This window comes from Endozoicomonas sp. ALE010 (assembly GCF_049310165.1).
Classification (GTDB): domain Bacteria; phylum Pseudomonadota; class Gammaproteobacteria; order Pseudomonadales; family Endozoicomonadaceae; genus Endozoicomonas.
Genome location: NZ_JBLYNV010000020.1, coordinates 69,348 through 83,678 on the forward strand (window position 1 = coordinate 69,348; position 14,331 = coordinate 83,678).

The 14,331-nt window shown below is 49.4% G+C and carries 14 protein-coding genes; 8 read left to right on the plus strand and 6 right to left on the minus strand.

All coding sequences use genetic code 11. The features are described from left to right. Window positions 1-52: 52 nt before the first annotated feature. Window positions 53-1,852, plus strand: a complete 1,800-nt coding sequence (locus ACO6UY_RS10755) for a DEAD/DEAH box helicase (RefSeq protein ID WP_422489885.1) — start codon at window positions 53-55, stop codon at window positions 1,850-1,852. A 58-nt stretch (window positions 1,853-1,910) separates the two neighbouring features. Here the strand turns inward: ACO6UY_RS10755 and ACO6UY_RS10760 are convergent, their stop codons facing one another. Continuing rightward, complete coding sequence (locus tag ACO6UY_RS10760) at window positions 1,911-2,999, minus strand: cysteine peptidase family C39 domain-containing protein (protein WP_422489886.1); 1,089 nt, start codon at window positions 2,997-2,999, stop codon at window positions 1,911-1,913. A gap of 363 nt (window positions 3,000-3,362) precedes the next feature. Beyond that, a complete protein-coding gene (gene trhA / locus ACO6UY_RS10765) occupies window positions 3,363-4,073 on the minus strand; it encodes a PAQR family membrane homeostasis protein TrhA (RefSeq protein ID WP_422489888.1) in 711 nt (236 codons plus the stop codon). Between the two features lie 302 nt (window positions 4,074-4,375). On the opposite strand from trhA, the gene ACO6UY_RS10770 reads away from it, so the two are divergent. Continuing rightward, window positions 4,376-5,107 (plus strand): META domain-containing protein, encoded by a 732-nt coding sequence (locus ACO6UY_RS10770; RefSeq protein ID WP_422489890.1) that lies wholly within the window; start codon window positions 4,376-4,378, stop codon window positions 5,105-5,107. Between the two features lie 48 nt (window positions 5,108-5,155). Here ACO6UY_RS10770 and ACO6UY_RS10775 read toward each other — a convergent pair whose 3' ends face one another. Continuing rightward, window positions 5,156-5,548, minus strand: a complete 393-nt coding sequence (locus ACO6UY_RS10775) for an acyl-CoA thioesterase (protein ID WP_422489892.1) — start codon at window positions 5,546-5,548, stop codon at window positions 5,156-5,158. 198 nt (window positions 5,549-5,746) lie between these two features. Between ACO6UY_RS10775 and ACO6UY_RS10780 the strand changes: the two genes are divergently transcribed. The 3 genes from ACO6UY_RS10780 to ACO6UY_RS10790 all read left to right on the plus strand — a co-directional run bounded on the left by ACO6UY_RS10780 (window position 5,747) and on the right by ACO6UY_RS10790 (window position 7,935). After that, complete coding sequence (locus ACO6UY_RS10780) at window positions 5,747-6,079, plus strand: PBPRA1643 family SWIM/SEC-C metal-binding motif protein (RefSeq protein WP_101745038.1); 333 nt, start codon at window positions 5,747-5,749, stop codon at window positions 6,077-6,079. 237 nt (window positions 6,080-6,316) lie between these two features. Beyond that, window positions 6,317-7,525, plus strand: a complete 1,209-nt coding sequence (locus ACO6UY_RS10785) for an aromatic amino acid transport family protein (RefSeq protein WP_422489894.1) — start codon at window positions 6,317-6,319, stop codon at window positions 7,523-7,525. 104 nt (window positions 7,526-7,629) lie between these two features. Continuing rightward, window positions 7,630-7,935 (plus strand): GIY-YIG nuclease family protein, encoded by a 306-nt coding sequence (locus tag ACO6UY_RS10790; protein ID WP_422489896.1) that lies wholly within the window; start codon window positions 7,630-7,632, stop codon window positions 7,933-7,935. Between the two features lie 11 nt (window positions 7,936-7,946). On the opposite strand, the gene ACO6UY_RS10795 is transcribed toward ACO6UY_RS10790, so the two are convergent. Further along, a complete protein-coding gene (locus ACO6UY_RS10795) occupies window positions 7,947-8,120 on the minus strand; it encodes a hypothetical protein (protein WP_422489898.1) in 174 nt (57 codons plus the stop codon). A 223-nt stretch (window positions 8,121-8,343) separates the two neighbouring features. Here ACO6UY_RS10795 and ACO6UY_RS10800 point away from each other — a divergent pair, with 223 nt between their 5' ends. Together ACO6UY_RS10800 and ACO6UY_RS10805 are read left to right on the plus strand one after the other, a co-directional pair. Continuing rightward, the gene (locus tag ACO6UY_RS10800) at window positions 8,344-10,059 is read left to right on the plus strand and encodes an AMP-binding protein (RefSeq protein ID WP_422489900.1); all 1,716 of its coding nucleotides are present in this window, start codon (window positions 8,344-8,346) and stop codon (window positions 10,057-10,059) included. 589 nt (window positions 10,060-10,648) lie between these two features. Beyond that, entirely contained in the window at window positions 10,649-11,080 is a 432-nt protein-coding gene (locus ACO6UY_RS10805) for a hypothetical protein (protein WP_422489902.1), read from the plus strand. 350 nt (window positions 11,081-11,430) lie between these two features. Here ACO6UY_RS10805 and ACO6UY_RS10810 read toward each other — a convergent pair whose 3' ends face one another. Beyond that, on the minus strand, window positions 11,431-12,171 hold the full coding sequence (locus ACO6UY_RS10810) for a DsbA family protein (RefSeq protein WP_422489904.1): 741 nt from the start codon (window positions 12,169-12,171) through the stop codon (window positions 11,431-11,433). Between the two features lie 458 nt (window positions 12,172-12,629). Between ACO6UY_RS10810 and ACO6UY_RS10815 the strand changes: the two genes are divergently transcribed. Then, a complete protein-coding gene (locus tag ACO6UY_RS10815; protein WP_422460306.1) occupies window positions 12,630-12,902 on the plus strand; it encodes a hypothetical protein in 273 nt (90 codons plus the stop codon). A 344-nt stretch (window positions 12,903-13,246) separates the two neighbouring features. Here ACO6UY_RS10815 and ACO6UY_RS10820 read toward each other — a convergent pair whose 3' ends face one another. Then, window positions 13,247-13,699 (minus strand): pilin, encoded by a 453-nt coding sequence (locus ACO6UY_RS10820; RefSeq protein WP_422489907.1) that lies wholly within the window; start codon window positions 13,697-13,699, stop codon window positions 13,247-13,249. Between the last annotated feature and the right edge of the window lie 632 nt (window positions 13,700-14,331).

The following is a 14,331-nucleotide window of genomic DNA, read 5'->3' on the forward strand; positions in this document are numbered from 1 at the left end:
ACAGCAAAATGGCGGCATTTTTATGGCAAAGAATGAATTTACGGAGTATCAAATGACTGATACCAACAACGCAATGACTTTTGCGGACCTGCCCCTGTCGGAAGCGGTAATCAAGGCTGTTCAGGATGTCGGCTATGAGAGCCCGTCACCCATCCAGGCACAAAGTATCCCTCACCTGCTGGAAGGTCGTGACCTTCTGGGTCTGGCGCAGACCGGTACCGGTAAAACAGCCGCATTTGCATTGCCATTGCTGTCAGCCATTGATTTGAAGCAGCGCGATCCGCAGGTTCTGGTCTTAACGCCGACCCGTGAGCTGGCAATACAGGTGGCAGAAGCCTTTCAACGCTACGCCCGTCACATGAAAGGATTCCATGTGCTGCCCGTTTACGGTGGCCAGGATATGCGCGGCCAGTTGCGCAGCCTTCAGCGTGGAGCCCATGTGATTGTGGGCACGCCGGGCCGGGTCATGGACCACCTGCGTCGTGAAAGCCTGAAGCTGGATAGCCTGAAAACCGTGGTTCTGGATGAAGCGGATGAAATGCTGCGCATGGGCTTCGTGGATGACATCGAATGGATCATGGAGCAGACGCCCGCTGACCGTCAGGTGGCCCTGTTCTCTGCCACCATGCCTTACCAGATTCGCAAAATTGCAGATACTCACTTAAAAGAGCCTGCTACGGTGGAGATCAAAGCCAAAACGGCGACGGTTGACACCATTACCCAGAAGGTCTGCATGGTCAGCGGTTTCCACAAGCTGGATGCCCTGACACGGATTCTGGAAGTGGAATCATTTGATGCCATGATCATTTTCGTGCGCACCAAAACCGCCACGGTTGAACTGGCGGAAAAACTGGAAGCCCGTGGTTTCGCTGCGGCGGCGCTGAATGGCGATATGAGTCAGGCACTGCGTGAGAAAGTGGTGGATCGTCTCAAGAAAAAATCCCTGGATATTCTGATTGCTACCGACGTAGCGGCCAGGGGCCTGGATGTTGAGCGTATGAGCCACGTAGTGAACTACGATATCCCGTACGATACAGAAGCCTACGTTCACCGTATTGGTCGTACCGGACGTGCTGGCCGTCAGGGCACTGCGATCCTGTTTGCTACCCATCGTGAGCGCAGGATGCTTCGTGCCATCGAAAGTGCTACACGACAGCTTATTGATACCATGCGTTTGCCTTCCATGAGTGACGTGCGTGATATTCGTATCCGTCAGTTCAAGGAAGATGTCGTCAAAGCGATGGACATGGGCGAAGAGCTGGATGTATTCCGTGAGATTGTTGCCGAGCTTGAGCAGGAAAATGCCCTGAGCTATGAAGATATGGCGGCAGCGCTCTGCTTTATGGCCCAGAAAGAACGCCCGTTCCCGGATGCCAAAGAACCGGAGCAGCCCCGTCGTGAAGGCCGTGATCGTGGCGAAAGACGTCGTGATGGCGAAAGACGTGGTGAGCGTGGCCGTGAACGCAACAATGATGGCATGGTCCGTTACCGTGTCGAACTGGGTCGTGACCAGGGCATCAACCCGGGGGACCTGGTGGGTGCCATTGCCAATGAAGGCAAAATTTCCGGACAGAGTATTGGCCATATCCGACTGTTTGATAGCTGCTCGTCAGTCTATCTGCCAGAAGGGATGGACAAGAGCGTTATTGAAGCCCTGAAAGGTGCCAGGATTCGAAACCGGCCAATGGCGTTGAAACTGTGGACCGGTGACGAGCCTCAAACAGAACGCCGTGGCCGACGCGATGGTGGCCGTGGTCGCCACGAAGGTGGTCGTCGTGAAGGCGGTGCCCGTCGTGACGGTGGCCGTGGTGGCGATCGTCGTCCACGTCGCGATAATAACGGCAATCGTTGATAGCATTTCGGGCTATTGGTTTTTCCAATAGCCCGGACCTCTTGAAACCGGGAATTTATCAGTTCTCTATCAGCTGTTTCACCTGAATGGCGTCCCTTACCCAGGAATTCTCAAAAGCTCCCCGGCTGATCTCGATTTCCCAACCGTGGTATGGGTCTCGAATAAGAACAGATGTGTCTGTAACCGCATCAACAATAATGACGTGCCCTCCCGATTTGCATCTGCCTACGGAGACTATTGCAGACCCACGCTTGCTAACCGCATTGGCCAGTTTTTCAAGATTTGAACACCGGGTTTTAATCGGGGTCAGACCGGCTGTAGATAATGCTCGACGTATCAGCCTGTCATCGCCAAGGTTGGTTGTCTTTAAGGCACTGATCGAAAAGGTGCGGTGATGTTGATGTAACAGCATTGCTGCGGCAGCGTAAGTACAGCCTCTGGTTGCCTGTTGTTGAATGATGGGGCGGCCATTGCAGGTGTATTTGACTTCAATCGGTTTGAACTTCTCAGACTCCTGAATATGTTCTGTTCTTATCGGTTGATGCACTGTTAGGATTTCGTGGTCAAGATATGTGAGCACATAACCATGCGCTCCGGAAAACGATATATTTTTGAGAACAGGGTTAAACCGGAAAGTATACTGGACAACAATTTCCAGAAGAGAGCCCGGTCTATTCCACATAAAATGATTTTTATTAAACATTTCCTCCTTCAGGCTTGCCGCTGCCAGATATTTTTTAAAGCCTCTGTCCTCAAGTAACTTATAGGAGGCAATAATATCTTCAACCGTCTTTTTGATTTGTTCATGCGCGGTATCGTCGCCCTCACAAACGGTGTCAAAAGTGGATACTGTTGGGTATTGTCTCTGGTAAGCAGAAGAGGGAATGCCAGCCAGTTTCAGCAGTGTGGCCATAAGTTCCGGCGTTGGATCATAAAAGGGGTTACTCACCTTGCCATAGGGTGAATTAAGCGGCGTACGCCGACCAGGTGATGTCAGTTCCGGCATTTGTGAGGCTGGCTTGCCTGACAGCTCACTGGCGTTAATTTGAATAATGGGAAGCCTGACATTGTGTAGCCTTGCTTTTTCATGAAATGGTTTTCGGCCAATGGCGGGCAATGACGTACCTTGTTTCAAGGTAGAAGACATTGGTGGAACCTGTTTGACCAGATGACCACTGGAATCTGCTGTTTGCTCACATGGAGAAATAACTTCGTCTTTTAGAGCGATGTCTGTTTTCGGAGCAGCATAGCCGGATGAGGGCTCATTCAAGGGGATCATAAACCAGTATCTTCAAAAGTGCTTTATTACCAGTACACGGTTTCGATGCAATTGACAGTCTCCTGCTTGACCTCCAGTTGACCTCCAGACTCCGTTCACCCTGAGTGGAGTTTAAGGACGCTCAGGGTGAACGGAGATTGTACACATCTAACTCATCGAAATGATGTGATGGTTTTGATTGAGTAATCGCCAAATAGTTTCCAGAGAAGCTGAAAAAAAAATTATTTTTCTTCAGGCTGGCGGTAATACATGGAATAAAACCGAAAAGAAGTGACAGGCCGACCCACCTAATACAAAGAGATGCCAGATTGCGTGATTGAAAGGCAGCTTTTTCCATAAATAAAAGATCACGCCAACGGTATAAAGCAAGCCACCGGCAACCAGCCAGTATATGCCATTGGTTGATAAGTTCTCTGCCAGCTCATTGGAGGCCGCCAGAACCAGCCAGCCCATCAGAATGTACGTGGTTAACGACAGTTTTTTGTACCTGGACCCAAACACCGCCTTGAAGATAATGCCCAATGCGGCCAGGGTCCAGATGACAGCAAAAAGAATCCAGCCAGTCACACTTCTCATGCTAACCAGAAGAAAAGGCGTATAGGTTCCGGCAATCAGCAGATAGATGGAGCAGTGATCCAGTATCTTGAAGACGCGCTTGGTTTTTGGATGTTGAAAACTGTGGTAAAGCGTAGAGGCCAGAAACAGCAGAATCAGGGTGCTGCCGTAGATGCTGAAACTGACCACCCGCCAGACATCAGCCTGATGGGCGGCATAGGTGACCAGTAGCGTCAGACCGGCGACACTGAGCAGAGCCCCCAGACCGTGAGTAATACTGTTGGCAATCTCTTCAGCCAGGCTGTAGCCACGGTTGATCAATTGGTTTCCTGCGGTAGATTTCGGAGCCATAAAGCGGTTTTTAATGGGTGCCAGTGTGCTGATCATACTGAATCTTATGCCCTGATGCATGGGAATTATCAGGCCATCCTGAATGTAGTCCAGCCAGGTTCGGGTGGAAAATTAGAATGGCGGCAATACCCGATGATCGACTACTTTAACACTATCAGTTTCTGCTTTGCTGGCTGATCAAAGGGTATTTTTGCCAAGGTCATCTGCCCCAGGCAGTCACCCTCTACAGGTTATCGCTGATGGCTGTCCCGCAGGAGTCTCTTGAACTCAGACTTACCACCCACGCTTAAGTCCGACAGCCTGCAAGTTTATCTTTATTCCCGTTGCTGGAGTATGACATGAAAAGGTTGATCCACTCTTGTATTGTTTTGGTTGCAGGTGCTGCCCTGTTCGGGTGCAGCTCCCACAAGCTGACCAGTGTTGAGCCCCGGTTGGTTGAGAACAAAACCTGGGTATTGACGACAATGAACGGTCAGCCGGCATCGGGCCCGAGAGTCACCATGGAGCTTCGCCCTGCCACTGCCCTGGATGGACGCATTGGTGGCCAGGCACCCTGTAACCGCTACTTTGGCAACTACCAGGTTGCCAGCCATAAAATTCACTTTACCTCAATGGGGAGCAACCGAATGGCCTGCCCGCCACCATTGATGACCAGTGAAGCAGAGTATCTGGCAATGTTCCCAAAACTGGACAATATCACCATAAAAGAACATGGACTGGTATTGAACAGCGCAAGCGGTGACCAGGAACTGACCTACGTGACCGAATCAGCCAATGTCAGCGGTCAGATTACTGCCAGTGAAGGCACTTTTGCACCGGGCTCTGAAATTATTGTGGTTCTGCAAGATAGCGCCATGCCCGATGACCCGGCTGGCATCATTGGCATTGAGCGAATCCGGGTAGGCAGGGCGGTGGATGTAGTGGATTATGTGGTCCACTATGCACCTGAACTGGTGAAACCGGGCAGCAACTATGAGCTGTTGGCAGAAGTGATCCAGAATGGTCAGGTGATGTTTGCCACTGCGGTGAAGCCCTCTGTTCAGCTTAAGACTGCTCCGGCAAATCACTGAATTGTTTGTGGGTAAAGTGCGCCCTGTTAAGGTGCGCACTTCACGGCATCAAGCCATTTCCGGCACTTCTGACTCCTTCTCTGCCCTGATACGGTGCGGAGTCGGATTGCCCATTTCATCAACACAGACAAACACAATACGATCAACGACGATAATCACCTGTCGGGTGACCTTATTGCGTACCACACAACAGATGGTCAGTGAGGTCTTACCGGTACTGACCACTTCAATACCGAACTCCAGAATATCACCGCAGGCGGCGGAGCTGACAAAGTCGATTTCTGACATATATTTGGTCACCAGCAACTTGCCAGGCCCCATTTTGCAGGCAGCATAAATAGCGGCTTCCTCATCAATCCAGGCCAGCAGTGTGCCACCAAACAGTCGGTATGCAGGGTTGAGGTCGCCGGGTTTTACCGCGCGGCGTGAAAAATACTTCATTCTGATGCTCCTTGCCTGATTATTATGACAACAGATTTATTGTGAATAATTTATATGACATTAATAAGGCAATTCTCATGCCGGAAAGAATTGGTCGGTGGCTAATGACGGGCACTTCCAGTAAACTGCTCCGGTTTTGCATTTCCCTTTTGCTCTCGTTCCGAGAGGTCAACATTTTCCAGCTTAACAGGTGATCAAATGGGCAAATTTTATACCCAGACCAATCTTCAAATTGACGATAAACAGGCCTACCGGGTTTTCGACGGTAAAAAACAAGCCCGTCTCGGAACAGAAAAGAACCCTGCCGTTCTTACTGTGCAGACCGAAGAGCGCCGGGCTGAGCTGGAACAAGAGTTTCTGGAGAATGGCTGGTTTTGCCAGATTCACGTGGATGAAGAAGCCGCAGAGGATACCTCTGCCCTGCAATTGTTGAAGGATACGCCCAAAACCACGGTACTGGAAAAAGTGCCGGGCCGGAATGATCCTTGCCCTTGTGGTAGCGGGAAAAAATATAAAAAGTGCTGCGCCTGATAGCCAGGGTCTATTAAGGGTTTACTGCGAGCAGGCAAAAAACTCTATAGGCCCAGGGTCAAACTCCCTTCAGATTGCTGGCAAAACACCTGATAAGTAGAAAAAATTCTAATTCAGTCCATTATTAGTACTGACAGGTTATTTATAGAGCCATGTTGTCGATCTATTTTATATAAGTTTCCCACTTTCAAAAGCCACTTTTAGTGGCTTTTGTTTTATCAAACAGGTGGACCGAATATGAAAAGTCAGACGTTGGGTAGCAGCCTTCTGGTCGCCGGTACTTCCATTGGTGCAGGCATGCTGGCATTACCGCTGGTGTCCGCACTGACCGGTCTGGGCTGGGGCGTATTCCTGATGTTTTTGATGTGGGGGTTATCAACCTACGGCGGTCTGTTGATTGCCGAGGCCTGCCGGGCCTGCCCGGAAGCAGAGAATCTGCATGGCGTTATGGGGCGTTTGATGGGGCCGGTTGGCCAGGGTATTGCCGTGGTCGCCATGCTGTTTCTCTATTATTCCCTGTGTGCAGCTTACATTTCCGGTGGTGCCAACGTGCTGGGCAGCCTGCTGGCCAAAGAGGGGATTCATCTGCCTTTTCGCATCACGGCAACGGTGGTGGTGGTGCTGGTTGCCATTCTGGTGGTGACCGGTACCCGGGTGGTTGATGTGGTCAACCGGGTGATGTTCGCACTGATGCTGGCCCTGCTGCTGTATATCGTGGTGTCACTGTTGCCCGAGGTCAGTTTGAGTAATCTTGGGCTGGAGAACAGCACCCCTGGCATTTTATTCGCGGCGCTGCCGGTGTTGTACACCTCATTTGGCTATCACTGTGCGGTACCCACCGTGGTTCAGTATGTGCAGGGAAAACCCCGGCGGTTTCGCTATGCCCTGATCGGTGGCAGCGCCCTTCCGTTCAGCATTTATGTGATCTGGATGGCGGTGGTGATTGGTGTGGTTTCTGCTACGGTGGTGGTGACCATGGCACACCGTCCGGATGGTGTAACATCGCTGATGGATGCCATAGGCCGCCATTCCGGTGCGTCCGGTTTTGATTATATGATCAGTGCCTTTGCTGCCTTTGCCCTGGGCACGTCCTTCCTGGGGGTGGCTCTTGGGTTATTTGACTATCTGGCCGAAGTGTTTGGTCGTTCCCATGGTATTTTGGGGCGTATCGAAACCATCACGCTCACGCTATTGATTCCGCTGCTGGCGGCTATTTTTATGCCGGGGAGTTTTGTCACTGCCCTGGGTTACGCCGCTGTGGCCCTGGTGATTCTGGCGGTATTTATTCCCGTGGCCCTGGTCTGGAAGGTTCGTAAGCTCCATATGGAAGAACCCTATCAAGTGGCTGGCGGTATTCCGGCGCTGGCCATTGCCATCATTGTTGGACTTTTGGTGATTGTTGCCCAGTTTGGGGTGATCAGTGGTGTGTTACCTTCTATTGGCTAAAAGGCTTTCTGAGAATAGACTCACTATTTCAGTGGCCCCGAACAATTCCTGCCGTGGTCAATTGGATCAAAAAGCAACTTGGAATCGTTCAGGAAGAGCAAAGAATGTCGGATGGATGTTGGTCGGTTTACATAATTCTTGCCAGTGATAGCAGCCTTTATACCGGCATCACCACGGATATTGAACGGCGCTGGCGTCAACATTGCGGTACGGCCGGGGGAGCCAGGTATTTCAGGGGGCGAAAGCCACAGCAGTTGGTCTACCTGGAAGGTAATCATGACCGTTCTTCGGCCAGCCGACGGGAAGCGGCCATCAAAAAGCTGACTCGCCCACAAAAGCTGAGTTTGCTCGCCTCACCGGAAAATTGCTGTGCTCTCTGGGCCGGGAAATTGCTTAATACCCATCGCTGACCCCTGGTACATCATTTCGATGAGTTTGCAGGGTTCCCTCTATCAATGACGCCCAGACTCCGTTCGTCCTGAGCGGAGTCGAAGGGCGTAAACACCATACCCTGAATAAAGACTGTGCCAATCACCCTTTGTCCGTTCATCCTGAGCTGAGCCGAAGGGCGCTCAGGGTGAGCAAGATTGTACACCTCAAACGCATCGAAATGATGAACTGCCCCGAAAGCTTTTTAGCGCAAAAAGAAGCATAAATTATCATTTTGGGTTCAAGGTTGAACGTTTAGATAGTATGATCCTCAGAAATAGATGAAGCAAAAAGGATTTTTGTAAGACACCTGCCTCATAAAAAGCAGGCCAGGGAAATAACTGTTTCATCGCCTTCCGATAACAACAAAAAATAAGTATGAGGTGTTCATGGAAGCCAGTTTTTGGGATGGCAAGCGCGCCCCCGGTATTGCAGACCAAATTGATCTTGAAAAGTTCAAAAACCTGGGCGAAGTCATTGAACATGCAGTCCATCAATACGGCGACCGGCCAGCCTATACCAGCATGGGCAAAACGGTTACCTACAACGAAATCGATCAGCTAAGCACCCGGTTTGCTGCTTATCTCCAGAACCATACGACACTGAAGCCCGGTGACAGTATCGCTATTCAGTTGCCGAACCTTATTCAGTACCCCGTTGTCGTTTATGGCGCAATCAAGGCTGGCCTGGTTATTGTCAATACCAACCCGCTCTACACCGCCCGGGAGATGAAGCATCAGTTTACCGACTCAGGAGCCAAGGCGCTGGTCTGCCTCAATGTGGTTGGCCACCTGGTGGAGGAAATCATTCAGGATACGCCCATCAAGCACCTGATTGTCACTGAGCTGGCCGACCTGCTGCCCTGGCCCAAGCGATCACTGATTAATCTTGCCGTAAAACATGTTAAGAAGATGGTTCCCTCTTACCAGCTGCCACAGGCGCTGAGTTTCAATCAGGCCATGAAGCTTGGGGAAAAATCCCGGTACAGTAAGCCGCTACCGGCCAACCCTGATGATGTGGCGGTGTTACAGTATACCGGTGGCACCACCGGCGTGGCCAAAGGCGCTATGCTGACTCAACGTAGCCTGGTCAGTAATGTAATGCAGACGGTCAATGTGTTGTCCCAGACCGATGATAATGGTGTCCCAGTGGCAAGGCCTGATGGTAATACCGCAGTTGCGCCCCTGCCTCTTTATCATATCTACGCGTTCACCGTGCATCTGATGGCGTTCTTCCATCAGGGTGGACACAGCATCTTGATCGCCAACCCACGGGATATGGATACGTTCGTCAAGTCCCTGAAGCCCCACAGGGTGAATATCTTCATCGGCCTGAACACACTGTTTGTTGGCTTGATGAATCACCCGGAGTTTAAAGACCTGGACTTTTGTGAACTGAAGTTAACCATGTCCGGTGGTACTGCCTTGCAGGCGGCGGTTGCCAACCGCTGGCAAACTATCACGGGATGTTCGATTTCCGAGGGTTATGGCCTCTCTGAAACCTCACCCGTGGTATCCCTGAACCCCGCAGGCAGTTACTCCAAACTGGGCACTGTCGGCTTGCCAATGTCCGGCACGGCGCTGAAGACCATTGACGATCAGGGCAATGAGCTGCCATTGGGAGAGCGTGGGGAACTCTGTGTCAAAGGCCCGCAGGTGATGAAAGGTTATTGGCGGCGCCCGGAAGCCACGGCAGAAGTGATTGACAGCGAAGGCTGGTTTAAAACCGGAGATGTGGCCATTATCGATGAACAGGGTTATGTGCAAATCGTCGACCGGGTTAAGGACATGGTGCTGGTCTCAGGCTTTAACGTGTACCCCAACGAAGTGGAAGATGTGGTTTCCAAGCACGATAAAGTGCAAAACTGTGCCGTTATTGGTGTACCCGATAAGAAAACCGGCGAGGCTGTCAAACTCTTTATTATTCCACAGGACAAAAGCTTAACGGCGGAAGAGGTCAAGGAGTACTGCCGACTGAACCTGACCGCGTATAAAGTGCCAAAGCAGGTTGAATTCAGGGATGTTCTGCCAATGACGCCAGTGGGTAAAATTCTGCGGAAAGATCTTCGCGCCGAAGAAATGAAGAAGCACGAAGCGGCTTCCTGATTTTATCGCATCAGCAAAGCCCCGTTACGTTCCGGGGCTTTGTAATTAAACTGACTTTTAATATGCTTGAAACTTATTGCTTCAATCCATTGATTCAGTTTCAGCCAGGGTTCCGGTTTTTTGGCGTATTTTTGAATATGAATTAAACTCAGTAACTAGGCTTTCATGAAATAAGCAAGCGGCCACTTTTTATTTTTTCCTGAAATGTGAGTAAATGATTGATCAGTATTCTGGCTTTAATTAATCTTTCCTGTTTCATGCTGCTGATTTCTACCTTAACTGTTAACCTTTACTGACTCTCCAAACCATGTGATGAGGAACCTGATTCTTCGTATTATCCCTTATGACTTATGGCTCCGTCGTAATGTAATTGGCTGTTAAGTAGTTGGTTAACTACTTACGCATAACGATGTCTGAAAACACATTTTTGCGAGGTAATGGGAAAATATGCTCATTTTTTTATCAACTTTTTTACCAGCTATGCACGGGTTTTTGTCTATTTACAGGCAGAATTGTCAATGTTAAGTTTTTTACCAATTTTAAACCCTGCGTTTAATGGATCCTTTGATTTACCAGATTGGTTCAAACCATGAATATTTTTGATGAAGCTCTCGGTGTTCTGAAGTCTAAAGTTCAGGTGCGCAAGCTCTTTCACGATATGCACGCTGAAGACCTTCAGCGCGTCATCGGTCGCATTGAAGCCATTTACGAAGAAAAAGTGATGGCTCAAATGGAGGTGGAAGAGGAGCAGGCCCGCAAAAAAGAGGCACTGGATGCGGTGGTTAAACAGATAAAAGAGCTTGGTCTCTCCCTGGGTGATATCAAAGACCTGTCAGAAGAGAAAAGCAGCGGTGGTCGTAAAGGAAAAACACGCCAGCGTTATTTGTTTCGCTACGAAGCCGTTGATGGTTCATCAGTGGATTGGGAAGGGGCAACAACCGGGCGTATTCCTGCGGATTTCTCAGACTATCTTGAGCGTACCGGTAAAGATCGCAAGGCCTGTATCGTTTCTGAAATCTGATGGTTTAAACCCTTGCTTATTAAAGAGCTTGGCAGGAACAGTCTTTAATTAACCTGCCGGTTTGGAATACGATCTCCGTTCATCCTGATTGCCATTCACCCTGATCTCCGTTCATCCTGAGCGGAGTCGAAGGGTGCCTGGCACAATAAGTAGTTAACCAAATGAAATCATATATTTCTGACTAATTGGACAGTCACTCTGCGGCGTTGCAACTCCGGTCACATAGCTACGGCTATGCTCCCTACGTTGCGCCTTGCATAGTAACTGCCCACTTAGCCAGAAATATACGATTCCATTTGGCCAACTACTTAGTGAGCCGGAGTTCACGCCTTTGTTGCTTTCACGCCTGCCTATTTGATTTGACTGAGCCTTTTATCAATCATCTCCTTCAGAACATTTTCCTGGTTAAACCCCCTGACCACCTCATCGGGAAACACCAGAGCCGGAGTACCGGTAATGCCCAGTCTCTGGGCCAGCATGATATTACGGTCCAGTTGTTTGTTAATCTCTTTATCATCTACTACGGCGGTTTTCAGTGCCTCCACATCCAGCCCCTGTTTTCTGACAATGCTGGCAATGGAAGCCGAGTCATGCCGGGCACGATGAGACATCAATGCTTTATGCAGCGCCAGATAGGCGTCATTACCTTCAGCCCTGGCTGCTAATAAGAGCGCCGCCGCCTCTCTTGAACTTGGCCCGAGGATGGGCATGTCTTTATAGATAATTTTCAGGTCAGGGTAACTGTTGACCAGCACTTCCAGAACCGGGTCCTGCCGTTTGCAAAATCCACAGTTCACATCACCAAAGTAGGCAATGGTCAGTTTGGGGGTTGAGGAACCGGCAAAGGGATCATCACTGTGAAAAAGCTCGGCCATATTGCTGGTAAGCACCGAGTTTTGCGCCTGTGATTTGGCTAACTCTTCCCGTTTTTTCAACTCATTGACAACATCGAGAAAAATTTCAGGGTTTTCCATCAGGGCTTCACGCACCAGCTCTTTGACCTGTTGTTGCTGTTCCCGGTCCAGCGGTGCGGCCTGACTGCTGATTGGCAGGATTAGTGCGGTAGCGGCAATGGCCAGCAGCTTTTTCATGGTTAACGTCCAATGTAATGATCAGGAGTGTGTTTCACCATCTTACCGGTTTGACGGGCGGTAATGGAATGCAGTCACCATTGGTTAAGGCAATAATCTTGTAAATATTGCTATTTTTATTCTGCTTATTTATTAAGCACTGCCTTTGCTGATCAAAAAAGCCGGGACTCCGGAAAAACTTGATCAAGATCAAAGTACATTGGGTCCAACCTGCGTATGGTTTTTATAGGGATAGCTTAAAGAGACCGCTTGAGAGCGTAGCGTCAAGACCGCTGGAGTACCCGAAAGAACAGATTATCGGTATCAGCCAGTGAGATTGGAGAAGCCAAATATACTTCATTTCAGGTGTTGTATTGGCTTTTCAGGCATTTGCCAGAAAAACCCATTAAGCGGCTAAATGATCGCTGCCGGGGCCGATAACAACAGTTCCTTAAAAAAACACGTAAAGGACTGAAACAATGAAAGTAATTGCTGTTGCTGTAGCGGGAATGTTATTGGCCGGTGCTGTTCAGGCTGCTGATAAAGCGGAAGATCTTCAGAAAGAAGGTATGGTCTGTTACTCAATGGGCCAGGTCAATGCCGAAAGACAATCTGGTGGACGTGGCATGGCTCCGGACCTTACTGTCAATATTGCTCCGACTTTTTATATCACCAGTGACCGTGACTATAAAGCCTGCCGTAAGATGGCGGCGGAAAAGGGCGCTCATGTGATTGTTGATCCGAATGCTTGAGTTTTTGTTGAATCGCAAAGGCTTGAGGTGCTGAGTGAAAATGATTTCTTGGTGTTTTAGGCCAGCGTTTAGGTTATGACCTTGTTCCCACGGGGCTCCGTGGGAATGCCTGTCCAAGCTCCCTGCCAACTGTCTTCTACAAGAATATCTGCTAGCTTTCGTATGCATTTCCATGCAGAGCATGGGAACGATTGAAGCAGACACTTAAGTGTGTTGTTTCGTAGTTGATTCTGATTTTGTTGAGGAGTTTTTCATCGGTGGGAGCTTCTTGGTAAGGTCATTTAGCGGGTATGCATTCCCACACCGGAGCGTGGGAAAGAGATCATGAATTGACCATTTTTGCCTTAACCACCCTGCTGTTGACCACCCTGCTGTTGAGCAGCCGCATCTTGGCAGCCATCAATAAAGTTACCACAATTTGAACCATTAACGCCCTCAATTGCCCACTGCATAACACCACCGACTGTGTTCGGTGTTAAAGTAACGTTGTCATTATTTCCATCACCAGTGAAATCACCAGCATTTACAGTGATAACACCATCTGCTACGCCAGTTACCTGGCCAGCAACAACAGGGATCCCTGCGCTTCCTGCATCACAGTTATCCAGTCGACCGCTATTTGTCTGAGAACAAATTGCAATAGCTGTTCGATAGGCAGCAGCTTCCGCAATAGCAGAAGTGGCAGTCGCACCTCTTGTGTAATTTTGATACTGCGGAATAGCCACAGCCGCCAAAATACCAATGATCGCAACAACGATCATCAATTCAATCAGCGTAAAACCCTGTTGTTTTTTCATTTTTTCTGTCCCCCGGGAACATCATTTATAGTTTTTTTAGCATGCATCTTCTTACAAGACATGCGTCTTTTAACCACCCTACCCTGGGTACATCGTCCTTTCTAAGTGTGTATTCCACTAAGAGCTTATGGTTATCATTTATATAGCCCCGCAGAACACGAAAAAAGTAACATGGTTTGAAATGTGTCACAACACTAAAACCAGAGATTTGCTAAACGCGGCTTTTGTGGTTCTCTCTCCTTGCGAGCCGACACTTGCACCAATCCCCCCTAACTCCGCTCAGGGTGAACGGAGATTGTACACATCAAACGCATTGAAATAATGCACGGTTACACGGTTCCAATGTATTTGATGGGTTCTCTCGATCAATGACGCCCAAACTCCGTTCGTCCTGAGCGGAGTCGAAGGGCGTAAGCTCCATGCCCTGAATAAATACTGTGCCAATCACCCTTCGACTCCGCTCAGGGTGAACGGAGATTGGACACATCAAACACATTGAAATAATGCACGGTTACACGGTTCCAATGCATTTGATGGGTTCTCTCGATCAATGACGCCCAAACTCCGTTCGTCCTGAGCGGAGTCGAAGGGCGTAAGCTCCATGCCCTGAATAAAGACTGTGCCAATCACCC

What these genes read in the sequence shown, in the direction of transcription:
- ACO6UY_RS10755 (WP_422489885.1), top strand. Translation starts at nt 53, where the DNA reads ATGACTGATACCAACAACGCAATGACTTTTGCGGACCTGCCCCTGTCG.
- ACO6UY_RS10760 (WP_422489886.1), bottom strand. Translation starts at nt 2,999, where the DNA reads ATGTCTTCTACCTTGAAACAAGGTACGTCATTGCCCGCCATTGGCCGA.
- trhA (WP_422489888.1), bottom strand. Translation starts at nt 4,073, where the DNA reads ATGATCAGCACACTGGCACCCATTAAAAACCGCTTTATGGCTCCGAAA.
- ACO6UY_RS10770 (WP_422489890.1), top strand. Translation starts at nt 4,376, where the DNA reads ATGAAAAGGTTGATCCACTCTTGTATTGTTTTGGTTGCAGGTGCTGCC.
- ACO6UY_RS10775 (WP_422489892.1), bottom strand. Translation starts at nt 5,548, where the DNA reads ATGAAGTATTTTTCACGCCGCGCGGTAAAACCCGGCGACCTCAACCCT.
- ACO6UY_RS10780 (WP_101745038.1), top strand. Translation starts at nt 5,747, where the DNA reads ATGGGCAAATTTTATACCCAGACCAATCTTCAAATTGACGATAAACAG.
- ACO6UY_RS10785 (WP_422489894.1), top strand. Translation starts at nt 6,317, where the DNA reads ATGAAAAGTCAGACGTTGGGTAGCAGCCTTCTGGTCGCCGGTACTTCC.
- ACO6UY_RS10790 (WP_422489896.1), top strand. Translation starts at nt 7,630, where the DNA reads ATGTCGGATGGATGTTGGTCGGTTTACATAATTCTTGCCAGTGATAGC.
- ACO6UY_RS10800 (WP_422489900.1), top strand. Translation starts at nt 8,344, where the DNA reads ATGGAAGCCAGTTTTTGGGATGGCAAGCGCGCCCCCGGTATTGCAGAC.
- ACO6UY_RS10805 (WP_422489902.1), top strand. Translation starts at nt 10,649, where the DNA reads ATGAATATTTTTGATGAAGCTCTCGGTGTTCTGAAGTCTAAAGTTCAG.
- ACO6UY_RS10810 (WP_422489904.1), bottom strand. Translation starts at nt 12,171, where the DNA reads ATGAAAAAGCTGCTGGCCATTGCCGCTACCGCACTAATCCTGCCAATC.
- ACO6UY_RS10815 (WP_422460306.1), top strand. Translation starts at nt 12,630, where the DNA reads ATGAAAGTAATTGCTGTTGCTGTAGCGGGAATGTTATTGGCCGGTGCT.
- ACO6UY_RS10820 (WP_422489907.1), bottom strand. Translation starts at nt 13,699, where the DNA reads ATGAAAAAACAACAGGGTTTTACGCTGATTGAATTGATGATCGTTGTT.